At 62.3% G+C, this 21,144-nt stretch carries 26 protein-coding genes and 1 tRNA gene; 14 read left to right on the plus strand and 13 right to left on the minus strand.

What is annotated here, in order from left to right; translation table 11 throughout:
• Positions 1-86: 86 nt before the first annotated feature.
• Genes AACH73_RS02855 through moeB form a run of 3 tightly spaced genes read right to left on the minus strand, consistent with a single transcriptional unit; the run spans position 87 to position 1,625 of the window.
• Positions 87-443 (minus strand): c-type cytochrome, encoded by a 357-nt coding sequence (locus AACH73_RS02855; protein WP_272740715.1) that lies wholly within the window; start codon positions 441-443, stop codon positions 87-89.
• On the minus strand, positions 440-865 hold the full coding sequence (locus AACH73_RS02860; protein WP_272740714.1) for an MAPEG family protein: 426 nt from the start codon (positions 863-865) through the stop codon (positions 440-442). The genes AACH73_RS02855 and AACH73_RS02860 overlap by 4 nt, the downstream gene beginning before the upstream one ends.
• Positions 858-1,625 (minus strand): molybdopterin-synthase adenylyltransferase MoeB, encoded by a 768-nt coding sequence (gene moeB / locus AACH73_RS02865; protein WP_272740713.1) that lies wholly within the window; start codon positions 1,623-1,625, stop codon positions 858-860. The genes AACH73_RS02860 and moeB overlap by 8 nt, the downstream gene beginning before the upstream one ends.
• A gap of 105 nt (positions 1,626-1,730) precedes the next feature.
• On the opposite strand from moeB, the gene AACH73_RS02870 reads away from it, so the two are divergent.
• Genes AACH73_RS02870 through hslU form a run of 6 tightly spaced genes read left to right on the plus strand, consistent with a single transcriptional unit; the run spans position 1,731 to position 5,526 of the window.
• Entirely contained in the window at positions 1,731-2,498 is a 768-nt protein-coding gene (locus AACH73_RS02870; RefSeq protein ID WP_338735362.1) for a YoaK family protein, read from the plus strand.
• A 6-nt stretch (positions 2,499-2,504) separates the two neighbouring features.
• Complete coding sequence (gene hslV / locus AACH73_RS02875) at positions 2,505-3,056, plus strand: ATP-dependent protease subunit HslV (protein ID WP_290796087.1); 552 nt, start codon at positions 2,505-2,507, stop codon at positions 3,054-3,056.
• Positions 3,057-3,061: 5 nt separating this feature from the next.
• Positions 3,062-3,220, plus strand: coding sequence for an Imm27 family immunity protein (locus tag AACH73_RS02880; RefSeq protein WP_303651385.1), 159 nt, complete (start codon positions 3,062-3,064; stop codon positions 3,218-3,220).
• A 13-nt stretch (positions 3,221-3,233) separates the two neighbouring features.
• Positions 3,234-3,740 (plus strand): GNAT family N-acetyltransferase, encoded by a 507-nt coding sequence (locus AACH73_RS02885; protein ID WP_272740709.1) that lies wholly within the window; start codon positions 3,234-3,236, stop codon positions 3,738-3,740.
• Complete coding sequence (locus AACH73_RS02890; protein ID WP_338735363.1) at positions 3,740-4,231, plus strand: GNAT family N-acetyltransferase; 492 nt, start codon at positions 3,740-3,742, stop codon at positions 4,229-4,231. Before AACH73_RS02885 ends, AACH73_RS02890 begins: the two co-directional genes overlap by 1 nt.
• Positions 4,228-5,526, plus strand: a complete 1,299-nt coding sequence (hslU, locus tag AACH73_RS02895) for an ATP-dependent protease ATPase subunit HslU (protein WP_272740707.1) — start codon at positions 4,228-4,230, stop codon at positions 5,524-5,526. Before AACH73_RS02890 ends, hslU begins: the two co-directional genes overlap by 4 nt.
• Positions 5,527-5,559: 33 nt before the next feature.
• On the opposite strand, the gene AACH73_RS02900 is transcribed toward hslU, so the two are convergent.
• From AACH73_RS02900 to AACH73_RS02910, 3 genes are read right to left on the minus strand one after another with little or no spacing between them, the layout of a single operon-like run.
• Positions 5,560-5,844, minus strand: a complete 285-nt coding sequence (locus tag AACH73_RS02900) for a DUF3144 domain-containing protein (RefSeq protein WP_272740706.1) — start codon at positions 5,842-5,844, stop codon at positions 5,560-5,562.
• Between the two features lie 6 nt (positions 5,845-5,850).
• A complete protein-coding gene (locus AACH73_RS02905; RefSeq protein WP_272740705.1) occupies positions 5,851-6,147 on the minus strand; it encodes a DUF3144 domain-containing protein in 297 nt (98 codons plus the stop codon).
• A 38-nt stretch (positions 6,148-6,185) separates the two neighbouring features.
• Positions 6,186-6,656, minus strand: coding sequence for a low molecular weight protein-tyrosine-phosphatase (locus AACH73_RS02910; protein WP_272740704.1), 471 nt, complete (start codon positions 6,654-6,656; stop codon positions 6,186-6,188).
• Between the two features lie 79 nt (positions 6,657-6,735).
• Between AACH73_RS02910 and AACH73_RS02915 the strand changes: the two genes are divergently transcribed.
• Positions 6,736-7,074, plus strand: coding sequence for a phosphoribosyl-ATP pyrophosphohydrolase (locus AACH73_RS02915; RefSeq protein WP_338735364.1), 339 nt, complete (start codon positions 6,736-6,738; stop codon positions 7,072-7,074).
• On the plus strand, positions 7,067-7,705 hold the full coding sequence (gene nth / locus AACH73_RS02920; protein ID WP_272740702.1) for an endonuclease III: 639 nt from the start codon (positions 7,067-7,069) through the stop codon (positions 7,703-7,705). The genes AACH73_RS02915 and nth overlap by 8 nt, the downstream gene beginning before the upstream one ends.
• Here the strand turns inward: nth and AACH73_RS02925 are convergent.
• Positions 7,702-8,586 carry a hypothetical protein gene (locus tag AACH73_RS02925; RefSeq protein WP_338735365.1) on the minus strand — a complete coding sequence of 295 codons (885 nt, stop codon included), beginning with the start codon at positions 8,584-8,586 and terminating at the stop codon, positions 7,702-7,704. The genes nth and AACH73_RS02925 overlap by 4 nt on opposite strands.
• A gap of 64 nt (positions 8,587-8,650) precedes the next feature.
• Between AACH73_RS02925 and AACH73_RS02930 the strand changes: the two genes are divergently transcribed.
• Positions 8,651-9,670, plus strand: a complete 1,020-nt coding sequence (locus AACH73_RS02930) for an adenosine kinase (protein WP_338735367.1) — start codon at positions 8,651-8,653, stop codon at positions 9,668-9,670.
• A gap of 138 nt (positions 9,671-9,808) precedes the next feature.
• On the plus strand, positions 9,809-10,228 hold the full coding sequence (locus AACH73_RS02935) for a hypothetical protein (protein ID WP_338735368.1): 420 nt from the start codon (positions 9,809-9,811) through the stop codon (positions 10,226-10,228).
• A gap of 11 nt (positions 10,229-10,239) precedes the next feature.
• Here the strand turns inward: AACH73_RS02935 and AACH73_RS02940 are convergent, their stop codons facing one another.
• From AACH73_RS02940 to AACH73_RS02965, 6 genes are all read right to left on the minus strand, one after another.
• Positions 10,240-10,845: a Smr/MutS family protein gene (locus tag AACH73_RS02940; protein WP_338735369.1), complete on the minus strand. Its 606-nt coding sequence runs from the start codon at positions 10,843-10,845 to the stop codon at positions 10,240-10,242.
• Between the two features lie 91 nt (positions 10,846-10,936).
• Positions 10,937-12,349 carry a 30S ribosomal protein S6--L-glutamate ligase gene (gene rimK / locus AACH73_RS02945; protein WP_338735370.1) on the minus strand — a complete coding sequence of 471 codons (1,413 nt, stop codon included), beginning with the start codon at positions 12,347-12,349 and terminating at the stop codon, positions 10,937-10,939.
• Between the two features lie 75 nt (positions 12,350-12,424).
• Positions 12,425-15,073, minus strand: a complete 2,649-nt coding sequence (locus AACH73_RS02950) for a PAS domain-containing protein (protein WP_338735714.1) — start codon at positions 15,071-15,073, stop codon at positions 12,425-12,427.
• A gap of 116 nt (positions 15,074-15,189) precedes the next feature.
• Positions 15,190-16,032 (minus strand): hypothetical protein, encoded by an 843-nt coding sequence (locus tag AACH73_RS02955; protein ID WP_338735371.1) that lies wholly within the window; start codon positions 16,030-16,032, stop codon positions 15,190-15,192.
• A gap of 146 nt (positions 16,033-16,178) precedes the next feature.
• Positions 16,179-16,253: transfer RNA gene (locus tag AACH73_RS02960), tRNA-Gly, on the minus strand.
• 283 nt (positions 16,254-16,536) lie between these two features.
• Positions 16,537-17,523: a D-glycerate dehydrogenase gene (locus AACH73_RS02965; RefSeq protein ID WP_338735715.1), complete on the minus strand. Its 987-nt coding sequence runs from the start codon at positions 17,521-17,523 to the stop codon at positions 16,537-16,539.
• Positions 17,524-17,746: 223 nt separating this feature from the next.
• On the opposite strand from AACH73_RS02965, the gene AACH73_RS02970 reads away from it, so the two are divergent.
• The 4 genes from AACH73_RS02970 to AACH73_RS02985 all read left to right on the plus strand — a co-directional run bounded on the left by AACH73_RS02970 (position 17,747) and on the right by AACH73_RS02985 (position 21,078).
• A complete protein-coding gene (locus AACH73_RS02970; protein WP_272740695.1) occupies positions 17,747-18,286 on the plus strand; it encodes an SH3 domain-containing protein in 540 nt (179 codons plus the stop codon).
• A 144-nt stretch (positions 18,287-18,430) separates the two neighbouring features.
• Entirely contained in the window at positions 18,431-18,949 is a 519-nt protein-coding gene (fabA, locus tag AACH73_RS02975) for a 3-hydroxyacyl-[acyl-carrier-protein] dehydratase FabA (RefSeq protein ID WP_126419517.1), read from the plus strand.
• Positions 18,950-18,984: 35 nt separating this feature from the next.
• The gene (fabB, locus tag AACH73_RS02980) at positions 18,985-20,208 is read left to right on the plus strand and encodes a beta-ketoacyl-ACP synthase I (RefSeq protein ID WP_272740694.1); all 1,224 of its coding nucleotides are present in this window, start codon (positions 18,985-18,987) and stop codon (positions 20,206-20,208) included.
• Between the two features lie 51 nt (positions 20,209-20,259).
• Positions 20,260-21,078, plus strand: coding sequence for an enoyl-ACP reductase (locus AACH73_RS02985; protein WP_272740693.1), 819 nt, complete (start codon positions 20,260-20,262; stop codon positions 21,076-21,078).
• The last annotated feature ends 66 nt before the right edge of the window (positions 21,079-21,144 follow it).

The raw sequence follows: 21,144 nt of genomic DNA on the forward strand, positions 1-21,144 counted from the left end.
AATTGGGAAGTATCCCAATGGGCTTGACATCCTCCCCTGTAGCGAAGCGTACGGGGGAGGGCGACCCCGAAGGGGTGGAGGGGGCTCTACTGGGCCTTGAGATACGCGATGATCGCCGCGCGGTTTTCGGGTTTGGACACCGATTGCGGCATGTAGGTGCCGGGATAGAGCTTTGACGGATCGCTGAGGAACCGGTCGAGATGCGCGGTGTCCCAGCGCAGGCCCTTCGCGCCGGCGGCCTTTAGGGCCGGCGAATAGGCAAAGCCCGCCACGCTGGCCACCTTGCGGCCGACCACGCCCTTGAGTGACGGCCCCTGACCATTGGCCGCCGTCACTTCGTGACAACTGGCGCAATAGCGCTCAAACAGGTCTTCGCCGGATACGGTTTGCGCCTGTGCACCGGAGGCGGCCAACAGGCCCGCCAGAATAAGCGCGGCTTTCATAAAAACACCCCCTGCGCCACGCGCCCCATCAGGATGACCACGGCGACAAAGTTGATCAGGAAGACCAGGCCGCGCAATGGCACGTTCGTCGTCAGGGTCTGTACGCCCGTATGGATGAGCCGCCCGATCAGAAACAGCCAGGCGGCGGCAATGTCGATCGCTTCGATGCGGCCCGACTGATAGATGACAGCGGCGGCAAACAGGGCAAAGACCGGCAGTTCAAACTGATTGGACAGGTTGCGCGCCACGCGCTTTGAGCGCTCGGGGTCGGCATTGGCGTTGACGAAGGCGGCAGGCTTGATCTCCCCCTTGCGAAGCGCCGTCTGGCGCTCCCAGGTCAGCCAGATATAGAGCCCGGCCACCAGCGCGAAATGCCCCAGAAACGGCAACAGAAACTGCTGGTCGGTAGTCAATTCAAACATGGCCCCCTCCACAGACCGGGCAATCCGGCTCCGGCGGCAGGGCAATGACGCGCGAGGTCATCGACAGCCCGTCGAAGATCAGCAGATTGCCGATCAGCGGATCGCCCGCGCCGGTGATCAGCTTGATCACCTCCAGCGCGCTCATCGAACCAATAATCCCGGCCAGAGCGCCGACAATGCCGACGCGCTCACAGGTTTCGGCGTCCGGCGGTATCTCCGGCACGAGGCACTGATAGCAGGGCGTCCCTTTGAACACCGCCACCTGACCGCTGAACCGCCCCAGCGCGCCGGACACCAGCGTCTTGCCCAATGCCATACAGGTGCGGTTGACCAGATGCCGCGTCTCGAAATTGTCGCAACCATCCAGCACGATGTCATAGCCGCTGATGATCTCCGCCGCAGTGTCGGGCGTCAGGCGTACCGGATGCCGGCTCAGCGCGGCGTGCGGATTCAGCGCCGACAGGCGCGCCTGCGCCACCTCGGATTTAAGCGCCCCCACATCATTGGTGGCGTACAGGACCTGTCTTTGCAGGTTGGACAGACTGACCGTGTCGTCATCGAGCAGGCCCAGCGTACCGATACCCGCCGCGGCCAGATAAAGCGCCGCCGGGGCCCCTATGCCCCCCAGCCCGACGATCAGCACCTTGGCGCCTTTCAGACGGCGTTGCCCCATGCCGCCTACCTCTTTCAGCACAATGTGCCGGGCATAGCGGTCAATATCGTCGTCACTGAGTTCGGGGGGCACATGGGGCAGGGACATGACCTCAGATATAAAGGGCGTCGTGCCGCCCCGCCAGCCCTCATCTGTTCGTTTACCGTTAACGGGCGGCGGCCTATAATCCCTTAAGGATATAAGGGATATTGGATGCGGCGGACCCTCAGACAGATCAGCGGCAAACGGCGCTCGGAAACGGGCGATGCGCGGCTGGGGGTGACGCTGGCCTTTGTCGCCGGGGCGGTCAATGCCGGGGGCTTTCTGGCCGTCGGCGTCTATACGTCGCACATGTCGGGCATGGTGGCCTCCTTTGCCGACGATATGGTGCTGGGGAAGTTTGGCCCGGCGGTTCTGGCGCTCACCTATGTGCTGTGTTTCTTTCTGGGGGCGGTGACCTCAAGCCTGCTGGTCAACTGGGCGCGGCTGAAGCGGCTGCATTCGGAATTTGCTTTGACGCTGGGGCTGGAGGCGGTGTTGCTGCTGCTGTTCGGTCTGCTGGCTGCGGGTCTGATCGGGGATATTAACCTCAGTCTGCCCCTGACCATCGGGCTTTTGTGCTACCTGATGGGCTTGCAGAACAGCCTGATGACCAAGCTGTCGCACGCCGAAATCCGCACCACCCACATGACGGGGATCATCACTGACCTCGGCATAGAGGCCGGTCGCTTCCTGTTCGGGCATGCCACCCACGCCGGGGCGCGCTTTCATCCGAAGAAGGCGCGGTTACTTGTGTCGCTTCTGGGGGCCTTTGCGGCAGGCGGGCTTACGGGGGCGTTTGGCTTCAGCCATATGGGCTTTGTGACGGTGTTGCCTCTGTCGCTGGGACTCGGTCTGATTGCCCTTGTGCCCATGCTGGACGACTTGTCCCGGCAAAAACGCCGCCGGGGCTTGAAAGGCCCCACAGAAACCGCCAATTAGACGGTCATGACGGATAAAAACTTCCCCAACTGGCACGGGACGACCATCGTCGCCGTGCGCAAAAATGGCAAGACGGTCATCGCCGGTGACGGTCAGGTGTCGATGGGCCCCACCATCGTTAAGGGCGGCGCGAAGAAGGTCAGGACTCTGGCCGGCGGCAAGGTGATCGTCGGCTTTGCCGGGGCGACCGCCGATGCCTTCACCCTGCTGGAGCGGCTGGAGGCCAAGCTGGAACTCTATCCGGATCAGCTGGCTCGGGCCTGCGTCGATCTGGCCAAGGACTGGCGCACCGATCGCTATCTGCGCCGCCTTGAGGCCATGCTGCTGGTGGGCGACAGGAACCACATCCTGACCATTACCGGGGTCGGTGATGTGCTGGAACCCGAAGACGGGGTGGCGGCCATCGGATCGGGCGGCACCTATGCTCTGTCGGCGGCGCGCGCGCTTTTGGACTATGAGCCCGATGCCGAGGTGATCGCGCGCAAGGCCATGCAGATCGCCGGAGATATCTGCGTCTATACCAATCACAGCGTCACTCTGGAAAAGCTGGAAGCGTGAGAAAGTTGGCCACTGCTGACGACGGCTGGTCTGAACTGCATTACGATGACGTCACGGGGCGTTACTTTGAAAAAACCTACCCGGAAAGTGATCAGCATGGCGGTGGTCAGCCTCGTTTTGATGAGGTTTCCGAAACCTTCGCGCGTCAGAAGTATCAATTTTGAATTTTAGGACCGTATGATCGCCTTTCGCCCCCTGACCGATAACGATGCCGGGCTTCTGCTGTTGTGGATGTCCTCGCCGCACGTGCGCCAGTGGTGGGTCAATGACGGCCAGACCGCTGAGGACGCCGTCGAAGACGCCCTGGCCTATATCGGCGCGGCCAATGCCACGGCGTGGATCTTTAGCTGGAACGGGCGCCCGGCGGGCTATACCCAGTGCTATGAATGCCACCCCGATCATGAACCGGGCACGCCCTGCCATGCGAAGTCGCCGAAGGGCACCTTTCTGATCGACCTGTTTATCGGCGATGCCGCCCTGCTGGGGGAGGGGATCGGCACGCAGGTCCTGACCCAACTCAGCAACGGCATGTTCAAGAAGGGCGCGCTGTGCGTGCGTGTGGCCCCCCAAACGACCAACGCCGCCGCGCGTCGCGCCAGCGAAAAGGCGGGCTTCGTCCCTGTCGGCCCGACGCCCTGCGGCCGCATGGTCCTGATGCAGCGCACACCGGAACTGAACGCCTGATGTACGGGTTTCGCCGACCGACTGAGGCCGACATCGCTCTGGTCAATGACTGGATCGCCCGCCCCCATGTGGCACAATGGTGGATCGACGGTACAGGCGGGCCGTCGGAGCCTATTGACGCCGACATACTGCAGGAACCGGACTTCAACACGTGGATTGTGAGCCTGCATGACCGGCCTTTTGCCTATATGCAGGACTATAATCCCCATCTCTATACCGATCATCACTTCTTCGATCGCCCCTTGGGGACGCGCGGCATCGACCAGATTATCGGCGAGGCGGACATGGTCGGTATCGGCCACGGCACGGCCTTCATCCGTCAGCGCGTCGTCCAACTGTTTGCCGAAGGGGCTCCCTGCGTCGTTACAGATCCGCACCCGGACAATGCCCGCGCCATCCGGGCCTACCAAAAGGCAGGTTTCGTCCCATATGGGGAAGTGATCAGCCCGGAATGGGGGCCCAGCCTGCTAATGGAATGCAAAGCCAAATGACCACCTTTTCACCGCGTGAGATCGTCTCCGAACTCGACCGTCATATTATCGGCCATGCCGATGCCAAAAAGGCCGTGGCCGTGGCGCTGCGTAACCGCTGGCGGCGCAAGCAGACCGACGCGGCCATCCGCGACGAGATCACGCCGAAGAATATCCTGATGATTGGGCCGACGGGCGTCGGCAAGACCGAGATCGCGCGCCGTCTGGCCAAACTGGCTCAGGCCCCGTTCATCAAGGTTGAGGCGACCAAGTTTACTGAAGTCGGCTATGTCGGCCGCGACGTCGATCAGATCGTGCGTGATCTGGTCGAAGCGGCCATCCTGATGGTCAAGGACAAGAGCCGTCAGGGTGTGCGTGCCAAGGCCGAGGCGCAGGCCGAAGAACGCCTGCTGGACGCGCTGGTCGGACCGGCCGCGCAGCCCGCCACGCGCGACAGCTTCCGCAAGCGTCTGCGCAATAACGAGCTTGACGACAAGGAGGTCGAGCTGACCGTCGCCGACACGGGGGGCGCGATCGGAGCCTTTGAGATTCCTGGGCAGCCGGGCAATCAGATCAATCTGGGCGAGATGCTGCAAAAGGCCATGGGCGGGCGGCAAAAGACCGTGCGCCTGACGGTCGCGGCGGCCCAGCCGATCCTGCTGTCCGAAGAGTCGGACAAATTGCTCGATCAGGAGGCGGTGTCGCGTGAAGCGCTGTCGCTGGCTGAACATGAAGGCATCGTCTTCCTCGATGAGATCGACAAGGTGGCGTCGCGTCAGGAGCGCGGCGGGGCCGATGTGTCGCGCGAAGGCGTGCAGCGCGACTTACTTCCGCTGATCGAAGGGACGACGGTCTCGACCAAGTATGGACCGGTGAAGACCGACCACATCCTGTTCATTGCGTCGGGCGCCTTCCATGTGGCCAAGCCGTCGGATTTGCTGCCGGAGCTTCAGGGGCGTCTGCCTATCCGGGTCGAGCTGAAGGCCCTGACACAGGACGATTTTCGACGTATTTTATCTGAACCCGAAGCCAATCTGATCAAACAAAATCAGGCCCTGATGGCCACCGAAGGGGTGACGCTGGCCTTCGAAGACGGGGCGATTGCCGAAATGGCCGCGGCGGCTGCGCAGGTCAATGCCAAGGTGGAAAACATCGGCGCGCGCCGCCTGCACACCATTATCGAGCGGGTGATGGAGGAGCTGAGCTTCACCGCCGCCGATCAGACGGGCCAGACCGTGACTATCACGGCGGATTATGTGCGCGAACGTCTGGGCGAGGTGGCGGGCGACGCCGACCTCAGCCGCTATATTCTGTAAACAAAAGGCCCCGGATCGCTCCGGGGCTTTTTGCTATTTCAGATAGGTTTCGTAATTGTCGCCAAAGTCATCATAGTGGCTGAGCAACAGTTCGCGGAACTGCGTCGTCAACTGCTCGACATTGAGTTTGCGCGCGGCCAGAAACTGCGTCTTGTCGGCGCTTTGAGCGGCGCAGGTAAAGGCCGTGTAGCGTGTGGCGGCCTGAAGCAGGGCCCCGCCGGCTTCACCGATCGAGCTGTTGTGCGCGTGGCTATTGGTCAGGTCGATATGGTCGGCGGCCATCTGACGAAAGACCTCATTGGAAACGGGAGACGTCATGGTCGCTTAGCCCTTGTTCGCGGGACGGGTATAGACATCGTAATTGGCCGCATAGTCGGCGAACTGCTCTTCGAGATACTGCTTATACAGACGCACATAATGCTCGATATGGGCGTCCTTGTTTTGCAGCATGATCCGCCCACTGACGAACTGCCGCGAAGAGACAAAGGCATTAAAGCGCGCCGCCGCCTGCATCAGGGCGGCACCGGCCACGCCGGGTTCGCTTTCGGGCAGGTGGCGGTTGGCTACCTCGATCTGTTCGACGACCATTTCGCTGAAACGTTCATTGCTGACTTCGGCCACACGCGGCTCCTTTAGATGTGAGAGTGCCGTATGTGGCTTTAGGCGGGACGCTTTGTCAACGTGCGCAGCAGTGCCGCCGAGGCCTCATCGCACAGGCGATAGACGGCTTCGAAATCGCGAGTGTCGCCGTAATAGGGGTCGGGCACATCCTTCGTCAGGCCCAGCGCTACTTCAAGATAAAGACCGATGGTCGCGGTCGTATCGGCGGGAGCGATTTTGCGGATATTGCGCACATTATCGCGGTCAAGACCAAGGATCAGGTCAAAGCGGTAAAAGTCGTCGCCATGAAGCTGACGCGCGCACTGGGCGGAAATATCGACACCATAACGCGCCGCCACGACGACGGAGCGGCGGTCCGGCCCTTCGCCCGCGTGCCAGCCGCCGGTACCGGCGGAGTCGATGACAAAGCGGTCGCTTAAGCCCGCCTGTTCGACGTGATGACGCAACAGGCCCTCGGCCAGCGGCGAACGGCAGATATTACCCAGACAGACAAACAGAACGCAGATCATGGAAAAGGCTTAGCCCGCCGGATGCTTCCCTCGCAAGGCGTGTCTTGCGGGGGCGCTGAAATCATTTCACAATACCGCCATGACCGCGCCCCTTCCCGAACTTGAGCCCTTTATCGACCGCCTTCAGGCCATTTCCGACCGCTATGAGCGCGTCTATGACATCGACCGGAGCGGCGACTGGCACCTGCTGAAAATGCAGGAGGAGATGGGCGAACTTACCCAGGCCTATCTGGCCATGACCGGGCGTTCGCGGCGCGACGCCACAGCGGCCAGGCAAGAGGTAGCGATGGAGATGGCCGATCTGATCTGCATGACGCTGCTGATGGCGCGTGCCGAAGGTATCGACCTCAATGCCGCCATCGCCGAGAAATGGCTGAAGTGGGAGGATGTGATGGCGGCGGAAGCGACACATGCGTAGTGCGGCCGCCGTCAAAAAGCTGTTCGAGCGCTTTGAGGCCGATCAACCGGACCCCAGGACCGAACTGAACTTCTCCAATCCCTTTACGCTGGTGGTGGCTGTCGCCCTGTCGGCCCAGACGACCGATGTGGCGGTCAACAAGGCGACCGGGCCGCTGTTTGCGCTGGCCGACACGCCGCAGGCCATGCTCGATCTGGGCGAAGAACGGCTGATGCAGATGATCTCCTCCATCGGGCTTTATCGCAACAAGGCCAAAAATGTGATGGAGATGTGCCGTATCCTGATCAACCGTTTCGACGGTCAGGTACCGCTCAATCGCTCGGACCTGCTCAGCCTGCCGGGCGTGGGCAATAAAACAGCCTCAGTGGTGCTCAATGAGCTGCATATCGAGCCGGCCATTGCGGTCGATACGCACGTCTATCGCGTCTCGCACCGGCTGGGGCTGGTCGATGACAGCGCCACCACGCCGGACAAGGTCGAGGCGCAACTGATGGCCTCGATCCCGCGCAAATGGCTGACGCGGGCGCACCACTGGCTGATCCTGCACGGGCGCTATACCTGCACGGCGCGCGGCCCCAAGTGCATGGCCTGTCTGGTCGAAGACCTATGCCCCAAGCGAGGGGTGGGTTAGTGACTGTGCCCGCATAGCCCCAGTGCGTGCTCGACCGCGTGGCTGAGGCGGGCCGGTGCGGTGTCTTCGTATTTGAGATAGAGGTCGGGTTCGATCAGCTCCAGCTCCATCAGGCAGAAGTCACCGGCGGCATTGCGCACCATATCGACGCGCGCATAGAGCAGGGTCTGACCCACATATTCCAGCGCCTGATAGGCCAGTTCGACGGCGGCGACCGGCGGGGTCTGCACCCGCAGATGGGCGTCATAGTCGGGTTGCGAGCGGAAATCGCCCGGCTTGGGCGTTTTGAGCACCGCATGGCTGAAATCGCCGCCGAAGAAGATCAGCGACCATTCGCCTTCGGACTGGATGGCGGGCATAAAAGGCTGCAGCATGACGTCCGTTTCAGGTGCCCCTTCGGGCGCGTCGGCCCCTTCCCAGACGAGGGTTTTCTTGGCCCCGGCGGAGATGCGCGGCTTGAGCACCAGCGCGTCCTGTCCGAAATCGGCACGGGCGCGGGTGAGGGTTTCCGGCGTGAGGGTGTCGGTAAACAGGGTCGGCACGATGCGGATGCCACCTTCGGCCAGATCGCGCAGATAGGCCTTATCGACGTTCCAACTGACGATTTCGGCGGGGTTGTGCATCCGGTAGCCCTTGGCCTTGATCTGGGCCAGAGCGCGGCGGAAGTCATCGGGCGCATTGTGATAGCCCCAGGCGACCAGCGGCAGCACCAGATCATAGGGTCGCGTCAGAGGCTCCGACCATGGCTGCGCCTCGACCTCAAATGCTGCAAAGGCGGCGCGATAGGCCTCCAGCACGGCGGGCCAGCGTCCATGATGCGATGGGTGCGCCGGGTTGGGGGTCAGGATGAGAAGTGACTTCATCAGAAGGGACTTTTTCATTTTCGCTTGCTCCGTGCGCGGTTTTTGCGCAAAGACACGCCCAATAGCAACCGGATTATCGCGCATGTCTTCTGAGTACGACGTCACCGCCGTTGGCAATGCCATTGTGGACGTGCTGGCCCCGGCCAGCGAAGCGTTTATCGTGTCAGAAGGCCTGCCCAAGGGCGGCATGACGCTGATTGATCAGCACCGGGCGCTGAACCTCTATGGCAAGATGGTGGCGCGCTCGGAAGCCAATAACGAAGACCTGACACAGGAATCCGGCGGTTCGGCGGGCAATACCATCGCCGGCGTCGCCTCGTTTGGCGGCAAGGCGGCCTATATTGGCAAGGTAGCGCACGATGAACTGGGCGAAGTGTTCAGCCGCGACCTGAAAAAGAGCGGCGTGCATTTCGACGTGCCCTTCCTGCACGACGACCCGACCCACACGGGCCGTTGCCTGATCAATGTCACCGAAGACGGTCAGCGCACGATGGCGACGTTTCTGGGGGCTGCCGCTCTGGTGCAGCCCGAAGACGTCGATCCGCAACTGATCAGGGCGTCGCAGATTACCTATCTCGAAGGCTATCTGTTCGATACGCCGTCGGGCCGTGCCGCCTTTGCCAAGGCCTGTGAGATCGCGCGGTCGGCGGGCCGCAAGACGGCCATGACCCTGTCGGACAGCTTCGTGGTCGATCGCTGGCGCACCGACCTGCTGGCTTTTATCGACCAGCATATCGACCTTGTCTTCGCCAATGAGTCCGAGCTTCTGTCGCTGTTCCAGACCGAGGATTTCGACAAGGCGGCGCGCTATCTGAAGTCCAAGGCCGATCTGGCCTTCGTCACTCGTTCCGAGCGCGGCTCGGTGGCGCTGAAGGCCGATCTGTCGCACGACATCCCTGTCTATCCGGTGGCCGAGGTCGTCGATACCACCGGGGCCGGTGATCAGTATGCGGCGGGGGTGATGTATGGCCTGACGCAGGGCCTGCATCTGGAAACCTGCGGCCGTCTGGGGGCTTTGGCCGCCGCCGAGGTGATCAGCCACTACGGCCCGCGCCCGCAGGTCTCTTACGCCGAACTGGCGAAGCAGAACGGGCTGATCTGACCGCTTTTTCCGAACGAAAACACAATTTCGTGCAGTAATTGCGATTTACACAAACGCGAGCTTACGTCATTCTCCACCCTAGCGGGATGGTTTATGTTGGTGCATTACCTCCCCATACATAAAGAGGGAGGCTGAATCATGCGCAAAAGGGCATGGGGTCTAATCGGGGTATTGGGGCTGGTTTCGGCGGGGGGAGCTCTGGCACAGGACGGGCGTATGGCCGCTGCCGCCCTCCCGTCTCCGGACAACGTTTATCGTGATCGTGACTACAGACCCGGCACGAATAACGAGGGTGTGTATAAGCCGGGCCCCGAACGTTCGGGTTGGGCGGTCGTAATGGATCTGCGCAAGCGCACCCGCACGACCTTTGAACAGGCGCAGGCACAGAAGGCCAGAGGCGATGCGGCTGCGGCCTGCAAGTCCATCCGCAAAGCTATCAAGCTCGACCGGCGCTTTGTCGAGCGCAGGAACAGTGTGGCCCCCGATACACCGCTCAATACGGATGAGAGCCATTATAGGGATATCGAAGCCGAATATTGCGGTACGGAACGCGGCTAATCTGAGTCCTTTCAGCCCTGACGTCGCTTCAGCGCCACATAGAGCGCGCCGGAGCCGCCGTGGCGGGCGTGGGCCTGTGAAATCCCGGCCACTATGTGCGCCAGCGCCGGATCGGACAGCCAATCCGGTGCGTTGCGTTTCAATATGCCGTTTTCGGCCATGCCCTTGCCCGTAATGACCAGAACGGCGCGATAGTCATTGGCCCAGGCCTGCTGCACAAAGGCTTTGAGGCGCTGTTCGGCCTGAATCTGGTTCAGGCCGTGCAGGTCGAGGCGCGCTTCGATGGGGTCGCGTTCGCGGCTGATGCGGCGCTTGCGTTTGGGCTCGATCGGGTCGGGCGCGAAAGAGGTCCCCTCGCTCAGGCGAAAGCCGCTCTGTGGGCGCACGGCCTCACCGATTTTGAACGGCACCAACGGCAGGGGGCGCTCGATACGCGGGGCGGAGAGGGTGTTCTGCCCTTCGGGCAGGCCCTTGATGGTAACCGTCTCGATCTCAGGTTGGGCGAAGGGTGGCTTGACCGGTGCGGGCTTCTTCTTGCTGAGCGCGTGCGGACGCACCGTGGCCGTCACTAGATGCCACAGTTTCAGGTCCTCGTCCTTCAGGCCAAAGCGCTTCATAGGGCTTAAATGGCATGGAGTGGGGCAGGGGGAAAGAGGGTTTCCACCCCACCCCCGCTCGTTTCACTCACGCTTCCCCTCTCCGCGTGGATCAGTCCCGGCGTTTGGCGCGCGGGTTTTGTTTCGGCAGATGCTGGACCGGGCGCAGCTTGCTCTCGACATGGCGGATGATCAGGTCGGCCACATCGACACCGGAGGCCTTTTCGATCCCCTGAAGGCCGGGCGAGGAATTGACTTCCAGCACCTTCGGCCCCGAATGCGAACGCAGAATATCCACGCCTGCCACCTGAAGGCCCAAGGCGCGGGCGGCCTTCACCGCGATGTCGGCTTCTTCCGGCGTGATTTCGACCGACAGGGCCTTGCCGCCCTGATGCAGGTTGGCGCGGAAATCGCCGATCTTGGCCTTGCGCTTCATGGCCGCGACGACCTTTGAACCGATGACGAGGCAGCGCAGGTCTTCGCCGTCGGCCTCGCGGATAAATTCCTGCGTCAGCAGTTCGGCATCGAGGTCGCGGAAGGCCGAAATGACCGAGGCAGCGGCCAGATGCGTGTCGGCCAGCACCACGCCGCGCCCCTGCGCCCCCTTGGTCAGCTTGATGACCAGCGGCGCGCCGCCGACCAGTTGCACCACAAAGTCGGTGTCCTTGGGCGATTTGGCAAAGGCCGTCACCGGCATGGGGATGCCCTTGCGCGCCAGCACCTGAAGCGCGTGCAGCTTGTCGCGTGAGGCGGAGATTGCCGAAGACCGGTTGAGGCAATAGGCGCCCGTCGTCTCAAACTGCCGCACCACAGCCAGGCCATAGCTGGTCATCGGCACGCCGATGCGCGGGATGATGGCGTCGAACTGCGGCAGCGGCTTGCCGTCATAATGCACTTCGGGGCGCGTCACATTGATGTTCATATAACAGCGCGAGGTTTCGATGGCCTCGATGACGTGATCGCGGTTCTGCGCCGCCTTGATCAGGGCGCGGATCGAATAGTTGCCGGCATCCTGCGTCAGCACGGCCAGACGCAGGGGGCGTTTCACGGCCTTGGGCGCATCGGCGCGGCTGTAGACGTCGTAGGACAGAACCGGCAGGCGTTGCCCCGCCGTCGGATCGACCAGGGCGCCGAGGCTTTCCAGCGCCTGACGCCCGATCAGCATACGGTAGGCCATATTGGCGCGGTTGGTCAGCGACACCTCTATCGGGTGATTGACCCCGTTGATCGAAATAAGCGTTTCGATGACGTAGCGCCACTCCGTCTCCCCATTGGAGGAGGTGATTTCGCGCTGATCCTTGAGGTCGGCGGAACAGGCGACCTCGATGTCATAGCGGCCGGGCACGGGATTGACGACGAAGCGCACGCGCGGGCGTTCCGGCGTGCCGAACACCTCGATATCCACCGCATGCAGGGCCGAGGTGCGCGCCCCGGTATCGACCTTGGCCTTGATGGCGGGCAGGGCCAGGTCGGGCAGGCCGACCCATTCTTCCCAGCCAAAGGTAAGCGGCGCGCTGTCGGTCATGAACGATCCTGCGTAACGGTTGAGACCTCCGCCCATAGGCCGTTTTTGCGACGGTTTTATAGCAGCCGCGCCGGCTTACGCCTTCTCTTTGGCGTCGGTGGTAAAGGCCAGCAATTGCCGCGTCAGGCGCTCGCCGCGCTTGCCCGCCGCCAGGGCGGCTTCTGACAGGCGGCGCAGGTCCGGGCTGTCGGCCTGACGCCCGATCATGTCGAGCGCGGCGTTCATGACGTTCAGCATTTGTGAGAAGTCGGCGGCCACATCGCCCGCCAGACGCCCGACCGTCTCATAGCGTTGCGACAGGATCAGTGCCGTATCGAGGCGTTCGGCCTGACGCTCCAGTTCCAGCTTGGCGAGCTGTAACTGAGCGATCTCCAGTTCAAGCTGTCCGGTGCGGGCTTTCAGCGTCAGATATTCCAGACGGTCCGGTCCGGCCTCGGTTTCCGGTGGCGGCGGCGGTGGCAGGTGCGCTGACAGGTCGAACGCCACCCCCAGCAGCCCTTCGAACTGTCCGTCCGCCATGACCGGGCTCAGTCGTTCCAGCACCGGAGCAAAACCGGCGGGCGTTTTGACGCGATAGGACAGTTCACCCGCCGTCTTTTGCGCCAGATGCATGGCCAGCTCGGCATGGATGCGATCCTGATCGTCCGGGTGCAGGCTGTCGAGCCAGCCTTCGCCAAAGAATTCAGGCGCGCCGCAACCGGTCAGGGCCTGCCAGCCGGTCGAAAGCCGCGTGAGGGTGCCGTCGCTTTTCCACTGACGGTGCAGCGGGCTGAGGTCTCCGGCGATGTCGCTCAGTTGGCGTTCCGGCTTGGCTTCTGGAGCGGGCGCGGCCTGAAGCGCGGCAAATTCGGCCTCCAGTTCGGCCTTTTCGTCTTTCAGCGCGCTCAGTTCGCCTTCCAGAGCCTTGAGGCCTTGCAACTCGGCGACCTCGGCCTTCAGGGCCTCGATTTCAGCATCGCGTGTATCTGACTGAGCTTCGGCGGCGCTTTGGGCCAGGGTTGCATAATCCTGCCGCAGGGTTTCCAGTTCGTTTTCCAGCGCCGTCAGCTCACTGGCGCGTGCCTTGAGCGTTTCGATTTCCGCCAGAGAGGCTTCGAGGGCCGCGCTCAGCGGGCTCTCTTCGGGTTCCGACTTGGGTTCGGCTTTCAGCGCTTCCAGCTCGGCGCGCAGGGCTTCCAGTTCCGGATTTTCGCCGGGTTCCGCGGTTTCGGCCTTGGAAGCTGCGTCTTTCAGGGCTTCCAGTTCATCGCGCAGGGCATCGCGTTCGGCCTCGGCGTCACTGCGGGCGGTGTCAAGCGCCGCCAGATCGGCCTGAAGCGCTTCGATCTTCGCCGTGTCTTCGATAATCACCGGCTCTGGCACGGGCACGGCAACCGTCGCGGCGGCTTTCGCGTGGGTGACGTCAAGCGCAACGCCGAACAGCTCGCGGCGACCATCGACCATCTGCGCCTGCCCCTTGAGCGAGACGTGGCGAACCGAACCGTCCGGCTGCGGAATGGTCAGGTCGAGATCAAGCGTATCGCTCTGCCCCGACATAAGCTGACCGAACACCTCATTGGCGCGCAACTGGTCTTCGGCCGTGATGCGCGTCGGGCCACCGTCAAATTCGCGACCGATCAGACGGCGCATCCCTTCGTCCTCGACGATCGAATCCGATGCCGGGTCGTAGGACCACACGCCGACACCGAGGGCGGCGCGCGCCAGTTCGGCCTTTTGCAGGTCTTCGAGCGCCTGCTGCGCATCGTCGGACAGGGCCGGGGCCGCAGGCGCGGTCAGGGCGGGGGCTTCGCTGAGCGCAAGGGTCTGCGTGGTCGGGATGGCGGCTACCGTAATGCCCTGCGCTTCGCCGTCCTGCGTATGGACGATCCAGGCGGTGAGGATGACCGGGTGCGTCTGACCGCGCACGTCCTTCAGCGACAGGTTGATGGAAGAGGGGCGACCATTGCCCTGACCTTCGGGCGGCAGGTCGGCGAGGAAATCGACGGCCTTCTGGAAGTCGGCATCGGCCACGAAGACTTTGGCCCAATTGGCGTTCATCGCCTGATCGCGCGGTGTATCGAGCAGGCTGCCGACGCGCGGATTGAGGTCGAGCACCGCCCCGTTCTGATCCAGACCCCAGAAGGGGACCGGTGCCGCCGTGAACCAGTGACCGCGCCACACGCCGGAGATGTCGCCCACGCCTTCGCCGGTCTGAGTTTCGATCTCGACCAGTGCCGTGGTTGAGCCAATCACTTCGCCATTGGTGTTCATGATCGGCATGGAGGTGACGGAGACCAGCACCTTGGTGCGGCTGCCGTGATTGACGATCAGGTGCTGAAAGCCCTTCACCGTCTGACCGCGCAGGGTGCGTGCAATGGGCAGGAGATCGGGCGGAATGACGCGGCCGTCGGGATAGGTGATGCCCCAGGTGGCCGAATGGAAACGCAAACCGATCAGCTCATTGTCCTTACGGCCCAGAAGCTGGTGCGCGGTCTTGTTGGCGAAGATGAACTTGCCCGAGGCATCGGTTTCGACCAGCGCCACCGGCACGGCGTTGAGCACATTGAACATGCGCCGCTCAAGCTGATCTATCTTGCGCTCGGCCTTGAATAGAAGGTCCTGAAACTGACGGACCTGTGAGGTTTTGATGATGGCGATAATGCCGGCGACGATCGCAACGCCCAGCAGCAGCGCCGCCAGAATGCCCAGAACCACAACCAAATCGGCTTCGCTTTCCAGAAGCATCGCGCGCACAAACTCCCACCTGACCCGTTTCGGCACACAATGCGCCCAAGACGGTCTTTACCGGACTTAGCGGCTGCAACAAACGTACCCGTTTTGAGGGGGGGCGCAAGCGGTGTTTAAGCGGTTTCGTTGCGCGATCTGGCAAAAAGCCCGGCAAGGCCAAGCCACCAGCCGAGGACAAAGCTGAGGCCGTACCCGGCCAGCGGCACGGGATAGGCTCCGTAAAGCCATGCCACAGCGCTCAGGGCAAAATAGAGGCTTAGCGCCAGGGCCTGCGGGCGACGGCTTTCGTTGGGCCACAGCCACAGAGGGCTCAAGGCGGTGAGGGCCAGAGCGGCCATCAGGGCGGCGGCCAGCAGCGGCGACTGCGCGGCGGCCATGTGGATCACGCCTTCGACGTGTGCGACCGGCAGGAGCGGATCGGGCCGCCACAGGCACAGACCAATGGCCAGTGCGGCAACCGGCGCCGCCCACAGCAGGGCACGCGGGCCATAAACCTGCGCGATCAGGACCAGCGCAGCGACGCCAAAGGCCAGCAGTTGCGAACGGTCGGGCTGCCACGCCAGACAGGCGCCGATCAGGCCCAGACCGATCAACCACTGCGGCGACGGTCTGTCCGGTGGGGTGGCGGTCAGCACCAGCGGCAGGATCAGGGCGGCGGCATTGAGCTGAACGGGACCGAAGGAAAGCCAGCGGTGAACGCCGTCTTGCCCCGGAAAGACAAAACAGAGACCCAGAAGGATAAGGGCGGGCCAGAGAAGCGCCACGGACGGGCGTACAACGCGGCTCAGGCCGAGGAACAGACCCCCGCCAATTAGCCACGCAACCGGGTTACGCAGCCACAGCCCGGCGCTCAGCCCCGCCTGTTGCATTGTCAGCGCCCCCAGCGCCACGGTTATAAAAGACAAGACACTAAACGCGATAGCGAACGGAAGCTGACGTGTGTTCGGCGATGTCATGAAAGGCCCCCTTTTCTGCCCGCCAACCTCCTGCGAATGACAGACACTGTCAATCCGGCGACTGGGGATAAGCGGTAAAGGGTTGGGGGTATCAAAGCACAAAAGGCCGGATCAGCGATCCGGCCTTTTGTGCTTTGTAAACAGATTGGAGCGGGTGAAGAGGATCGAACTCTCGACATCCACCTTGGCAAGGTGGCGCTCTACCGCTGAGCTACACCCGCTCGTTTCTGTTATCCACCGGCGTGTCCGCCGAAGAGGTGCGCCTTATAGACAAAAGCCCGCGGCCTTTGCAAGGGGCATTTTTCGGAAAGCTGTGAAAAACTTTTTTCGACGCATTTTCAGGGGACTTGCCATTTCATGCCCCTCAGCCCGGCCCTCTCCCCGAGCACGGGGAGAGAGGATAAAAAGCGAAAAAGACCCGACGGGCCGCCCCGAGGGTCTTTTTTTCATACTCGACCCATGAAAAACGTATTTGGCCGCAGGCCAAAACGCTTTCATGAGTAACTATAGCATCGCCGGGATGACGCGATCGGGTGGGCGGTGGCCGTCCTGAAGCGTCTTGATATTGAGGATCACCCGGTCGCCCATATCGGTGCGCGCTTCGATGGTCGAAGACGCCATATGCGGCAGCAGTACCGCATTGGGCAGGCCGAACAGTTCCGGATTGATGCCGGGCAAGCGCTCATAGACGTCAAGGCCGACGCCGGCGATCCTGTTGCCGCGCAGGAGGTGCGCCAGCGCCTCTTCATCGACGATCTGCCCGCGCGCCGTGTTGACGAGGATGGCGTGCGGCTGAAGTTTCGACAGGCGCTCGGCATCGAGAAGGTGAAAGGTGTTGGGACCGCCGGGCGCATTGATGGACACCACGTCCATGCGCGACAGCATCTGGTCCAGATCGTCCCAGTAGGTGGCCTCAAGCTCGTCCGAAATGCGCTGCGACACCGGTTTGCGGTTATGATAGTGCACCTGCATCCCGAAGGCGCGGGCCCGCCGCGCCAGAGCCTGACCGATGCGGCCCATGCCGACGATACCCAGCCGTTTGCCATAGATGCGGCGACCCATCATGAATGTCGGCGACCAGGCGGAAAATTCACCGCGTTGCACGGTTTCAGCGCCTTCGACGAAACGGCGGGCTACGGCGATGATCAGGCCCATGGTCATTTCGGCCGTGTCTTCGGTCAGCACGCCCGGCGTATTGGTGACGATGATGCCCTTTTCGACCGCTCTGGCGACGTCGATATGGTCATAGCCGACGCCGAAATTGGCGATCATCTTGAGCTGCTCGCCGCAGGCGTCGATAAAGTCCGCGTCGATGCGGTCGTTGATCGAAGAGACGAGGACTTCGGCGGTTTGCGCCGCCTCGATCATCTTGTCGCGCGGCATCGGGTCCTTATTGAGCCAGAGCGTGGTGTTGAACAGTTCGCGAAACCGCGTTTCCACCCCGTCGGGCAGTTTCACGGTCATGACGACCTTCAGTTTCTTGTTCATAATATGCGTTTACCCTCTGGCGGCATTTCTGTCTGTGGGGCTGATTTTCAGGGCGTGGTTAACCAAATCTGAAGCATTGCGACGCAACTGTCTGAGACCTTTCCACGCCTCCTTCAATCGTCCGCTTTTGCCGATGCCGACCCTGTTCAGTCCATTTTTTGCAGTAAAATCACCACACCATAGGCCGTGCCCCCGCGTCAAGTCGGGGTGGCTGAGGGCGGTTGTTTTGGCGGCAGGCCTTGTCGGGACGGGGACGGGGCTGGCGCAGGCGGGCAGCGCCGACGAAGAGGCCTTCGACACGCCGTCGAAGCAGCCGGTGCCGCGCTGGGCGTCGCTGCGGTCCAACGAAGTCTATGCGCGCTCCGGCCCGACCAAGGAAAACAAGGTCCTGTGGACCTATCGTCAGAAAAATCTGCCGGTGCAGATAATTTCCGAAACCCGCGAATGGCGCATGATCTGCGATCCGGACGGCGGCATTGCCTGGGTGAACCGCTCGATGCTGAAGTCGCAGCGCAGCGTGGTGTCGATGGGCACGCAGAAGATCGACCTGCTGAGCGGGGCCAAGTCCACGGCCAAGGTCAAGGCGCGGCTTAATCCACGCTCTCTGGCGACGCTCGACAAGTGCAAGAAGGGTTATTGCAAGGTGTCGGTCGGCAATGTCGATGGCTGGGCACCGCAGGATCGCCTGTGGGGGGCGCAAGAGGGCGCGGCGTGCAAACGCCCGGACCCCTTCACCCGGCTGGGTGCCTCGCAAGGCGTGCGTTAAACGCCAAATGCCCGTAAAATTTCACAAGAAAAGCCATTGAGCCGCGGCCTCTATGCGTGTAACGCATCTTTACAGCCTGTTACGAACGCGCCATTAAGCGCCGCATAACAGCTATATGTGTGTGAGATTCTATCCGGAGCCCCAATGAGCGACCGTCCTTCGTCTTTCGATTATGAAGCCCTTCTGGCCTGTTCGCGCGGGGAAATGTACGGTCCGGGCAATGCCCAGTTGCCGGCACCGCCGATGCTGATGATGGATCGTATCACGCAGATCACGCAGGATGGCGGGGCCTTCAACAAGGGCTATATCGAAGCCGAACTCGACATCAACCCCGACCTGTGGTTCTTCGCCTGCCACTTTATCGGCGATCCGGTCATGCCGGGCTGCCTGGGCCTTGACGCCATGTGGCAACTGGTCGGCTTCTTCCTCGGCTGGTCGGGCAATCCGGGCCGCGGTCGTGCACTGGGCGTAGGCGACGTCAAATTTACCGGTCAGGTCACGCCGTCGGTCAAAAAGGTGACCTATAAGATAGATATGAAGCGGGTCATGACGGGCAAGCTGATCATGGGCATCGGCGAAGGCGTGGTGCTGGCTGATGACAAGCCGATCTATTCGGCGTCGGGCCTGCGCGTCGGCCTGTTCGACGCCAAGGATCTGGTCTGATCAAAAGCACCCCTCTGACTACAGGGAAGCGAACTATGCGTAGAGTTGTTATCACCGGTCTTGGTATCGTCTCATCCATCGGCACGGGCGCAGATGAGGTTGCGGCCTCGCTGCGTGACGCCAGATCGGGCATCGTTGCCGCGCCGGAATATGCCGAGCTGGGTTTCAAGTGTCAGGTGCACGCCAAACCGACCATCGGCGACTGGACGCCTCTGGTTGATCGCCGTGCGGCGCGCTTCCTGTCGGACGGTCTGGCCTACGGGCACGTGTCGCTGGAGCAGGCGATAAAGTCAGCCGGTCTGGAAGAGAGCGATATTTCCAACGAGCGCACGGGCATCATCTTCGGCGCGGGCGGCCCTTCGACCCGCACCATCGTCGAAGCCGCCGATACGACGCGCGAAAAGAAGTCGCCCAAGCGCATCGGGCCATTCGCGGTGCCCAAGGCCATGTCGTCGGGCCCTTCGGCGGTGCTGGCCACCTGGTTCAAGATTCGCGGCATCAACTATTCGATCTCTTCGGCCTGCGCCACCTCGGTGCATTGCATCGGGGCGGCGGCCGAGCAGATCATGCTGGGCCGTCAGGACGTGATGTTCGCTGGCGGCACCGAAGAACTGGACTGGACCCTGTCCAATCTGTTCGACGCCATGGGCGCCATGTCCTCGAACTTCAACGACACGCCGTCAGTCGCATCGCGCGCCTATGACAAGAACCGCGACGGCTTCGTCATCGCCGGGGGTGCGGGCGCGGTTGTGCTGGAAGACTATGAGCGGGCCAAGGCACGCGGGGCCAATATTCTGGCCGAAATCGTCGGTTACTGTGCCAATTCGGACGGCTACGACATGGTGGCGCCGTCGGGCGAAGGGGCGGAGCGCTGTATGCGTGAGGCCCTGCGTCAGGCCGGTGGCCGTAAGATCGACTACCTCAACCCGCACGGCACCTCGACCCCGGTGGGCGATGAGCGCGAAATGGGGGCAGTGCGCAACGTCTTTGGCGAAGCGTCTCCGCTGATCTCCTCGACCAAGTCGCTGACCGGCCACTCGCTGGGCGCGGCAGGCGCACAGGAAGTGATCTACTGCCTGCTGATGATGCAGCACGGTTTCGCGGCCAAGAGTGCGCATATCGAGGAACTCGACCCGGCCTTTGACGGTATGCCGATCCTGAGGGAGCGCCGCGACGGCGCGCTGGAGACCGTGATGTCGAACTCGTTCGGCTTTGGCGGCACCAACGGTTCGATTATCCTGTCGCAGGCGGATTTGTAATTCACATCCCTCCCTGCGCAGCGGGGTGGGTGTATTCATAGGATTAGACATATGGCTGAAGACGGCTGGAAATTCCCCAAGGGCGAGCTGATGAAGGGCAAGAAGGGCCTCGTCATGGGCGTTGCCAATGACAAGTCCATCGCCTGGGGCATCGCCTCGCAACTGGCGGCGCAGGGCGCGGACATGGCCTTCTCCTATATGGGCGAAAGCCTGCTGCGCCGCGTCGGGCCGCTGGCCGAATCCATCGGCGTCAAGCACCTGATCGAATGCGACGTCACCGACGACGCGTCGATGGATGCGGCCTTTGCCAAGCTGAAAGAAATTTACGGCGAAATCGACTTCGTGATCCATTCGGTGGCCTTCGCCAACAAGAACGAACTGCAAGGCTCGTTCGTCGAAAACACCACCCGCGAAGGCTTCCTGCTGGCTATGAATGTGTCGGCCTTCTCCTTCGTCGATGTGTCGCGCCGCGCCGCTGAGCTGATGCCGAACGGCGGCTCGCTGGTGACGCTGAGCTATCTGGGCTCTGAGCGCGTCATTCCGAACTACAACACCATGGGCGTGGCCAAGGCGGCGCTTGAGGCCTCGACGCGCTATATCGCCCGCGACCTCGGCCCCAAGAAGATCCGCGTCAACGCCATTTCGGCGGGCGCCATGCGTACCCTCAGCCTGGCCGGTATCTCCGGTGGGCGTTCGCTGCACGCCAAGTCGGGGCAGTTCTCGCTGCTGAAAGAAGAAACCTCTATGGAAGGCGTCGCCGGGGCGGCCCTGTGGCTGGCATCGGACCTCGGCCTGTCCACCACCGGCGAAGTGGTGCACGTCGATGCGGGCTTCCATGTGGTGGGGTTGCCTGAGGATATTGACGCCTAAGCGCTGCCTGAACAGTCTCACCTTGAACGCCGTCAGGACGACTTGTCCCGGCGGCGTTTGCGTTTT

It is taken from the genome of Asticcacaulis sp. DW145 (assembly GCF_037101385.1).
GTDB classification, from domain to species: domain Bacteria; phylum Pseudomonadota; class Alphaproteobacteria; order Caulobacterales; family Caulobacteraceae; genus Asticcacaulis; species Asticcacaulis currens.

What these genes read in the sequence shown, in the direction of transcription:
- AACH73_RS02940 (WP_338735369.1), bottom strand. Translation starts at nt 10,845, where the DNA reads ATGAAGCGCTTTGGCCTGAAGGACGAGGACCTGAAACTGTGGCATCTA.
- AACH73_RS02885 (WP_272740709.1), top strand. Translation starts at nt 3,234, where the DNA reads ATGATCGCCTTTCGCCCCCTGACCGATAACGATGCCGGGCTTCTGCTG.
- rimK (WP_338735370.1), bottom strand. Translation starts at nt 12,349, where the DNA reads ATGACCGACAGCGCGCCGCTTACCTTTGGCTGGGAAGAATGGGTCGGC.
- AACH73_RS02860 (WP_272740714.1), bottom strand. Translation starts at nt 865, where the DNA reads ATGTTTGAATTGACTACCGACCAGCAGTTTCTGTTGCCGTTTCTGGGG.
- AACH73_RS02955 (WP_338735371.1), bottom strand. Translation starts at nt 16,032, where the DNA reads ATGACATCGCCGAACACACGTCAGCTTCCGTTCGCTATCGCGTTTAGT.
- fabB (WP_272740694.1), top strand. Translation starts at nt 18,985, where the DNA reads ATGCGTAGAGTTGTTATCACCGGTCTTGGTATCGTCTCATCCATCGGC.
- AACH73_RS02985 (WP_272740693.1), top strand. Translation starts at nt 20,260, where the DNA reads ATGGCTGAAGACGGCTGGAAATTCCCCAAGGGCGAGCTGATGAAGGGC.
- AACH73_RS02870 (WP_338735362.1), top strand. Translation starts at nt 1,731, where the DNA reads ATGCGGCGGACCCTCAGACAGATCAGCGGCAAACGGCGCTCGGAAACG.
- AACH73_RS02935 (WP_338735368.1), top strand. Translation starts at nt 9,809, where the DNA reads ATGCGCAAAAGGGCATGGGGTCTAATCGGGGTATTGGGGCTGGTTTCG.
- AACH73_RS02900 (WP_272740706.1), bottom strand. Translation starts at nt 5,844, where the DNA reads ATGACGTCTCCCGTTTCCAATGAGGTCTTTCGTCAGATGGCCGCCGAC.
- hslV (WP_290796087.1), top strand. Translation starts at nt 2,505, where the DNA reads ATGACGGATAAAAACTTCCCCAACTGGCACGGGACGACCATCGTCGCC.
- AACH73_RS02910 (WP_272740704.1), bottom strand. Translation starts at nt 6,656, where the DNA reads ATGATCTGCGTTCTGTTTGTCTGTCTGGGTAATATCTGCCGTTCGCCG.
- AACH73_RS02925 (WP_338735365.1), bottom strand. Translation starts at nt 8,586, where the DNA reads ATGAAAAAGTCCCTTCTGATGAAGTCACTTCTCATCCTGACCCCCAAC.
- AACH73_RS02890 (WP_338735363.1), top strand. Translation starts at nt 3,740, where the DNA reads ATGTACGGGTTTCGCCGACCGACTGAGGCCGACATCGCTCTGGTCAAT.
- moeB (WP_272740713.1), bottom strand. Translation starts at nt 1,625, where the DNA reads ATGTCCCTGCCCCATGTGCCCCCCGAACTCAGTGACGACGATATTGAC.
- AACH73_RS02950 (WP_338735714.1), bottom strand. Translation starts at nt 15,073, where the DNA reads ATGCTTCTGGAAAGCGAAGCCGATTTGGTTGTGGTTCTGGGCATTCTG.
- nth (WP_272740702.1), top strand. Translation starts at nt 7,067, where the DNA reads ATGCGTAGTGCGGCCGCCGTCAAAAAGCTGTTCGAGCGCTTTGAGGCC.
- AACH73_RS02855 (WP_272740715.1), bottom strand. Translation starts at nt 443, where the DNA reads ATGAAAGCCGCGCTTATTCTGGCGGGCCTGTTGGCCGCCTCCGGTGCA.
- hslU (WP_272740707.1), top strand. Translation starts at nt 4,228, where the DNA reads ATGACCACCTTTTCACCGCGTGAGATCGTCTCCGAACTCGACCGTCAT.
- AACH73_RS02930 (WP_338735367.1), top strand. Translation starts at nt 8,651, where the DNA reads ATGTCTTCTGAGTACGACGTCACCGCCGTTGGCAATGCCATTGTGGAC.
- fabA (WP_126419517.1), top strand. Translation starts at nt 18,431, where the DNA reads ATGAGCGACCGTCCTTCGTCTTTCGATTATGAAGCCCTTCTGGCCTGT.
- AACH73_RS02915 (WP_338735364.1), top strand. Translation starts at nt 6,736, where the DNA reads ATGACCGCGCCCCTTCCCGAACTTGAGCCCTTTATCGACCGCCTTCAG.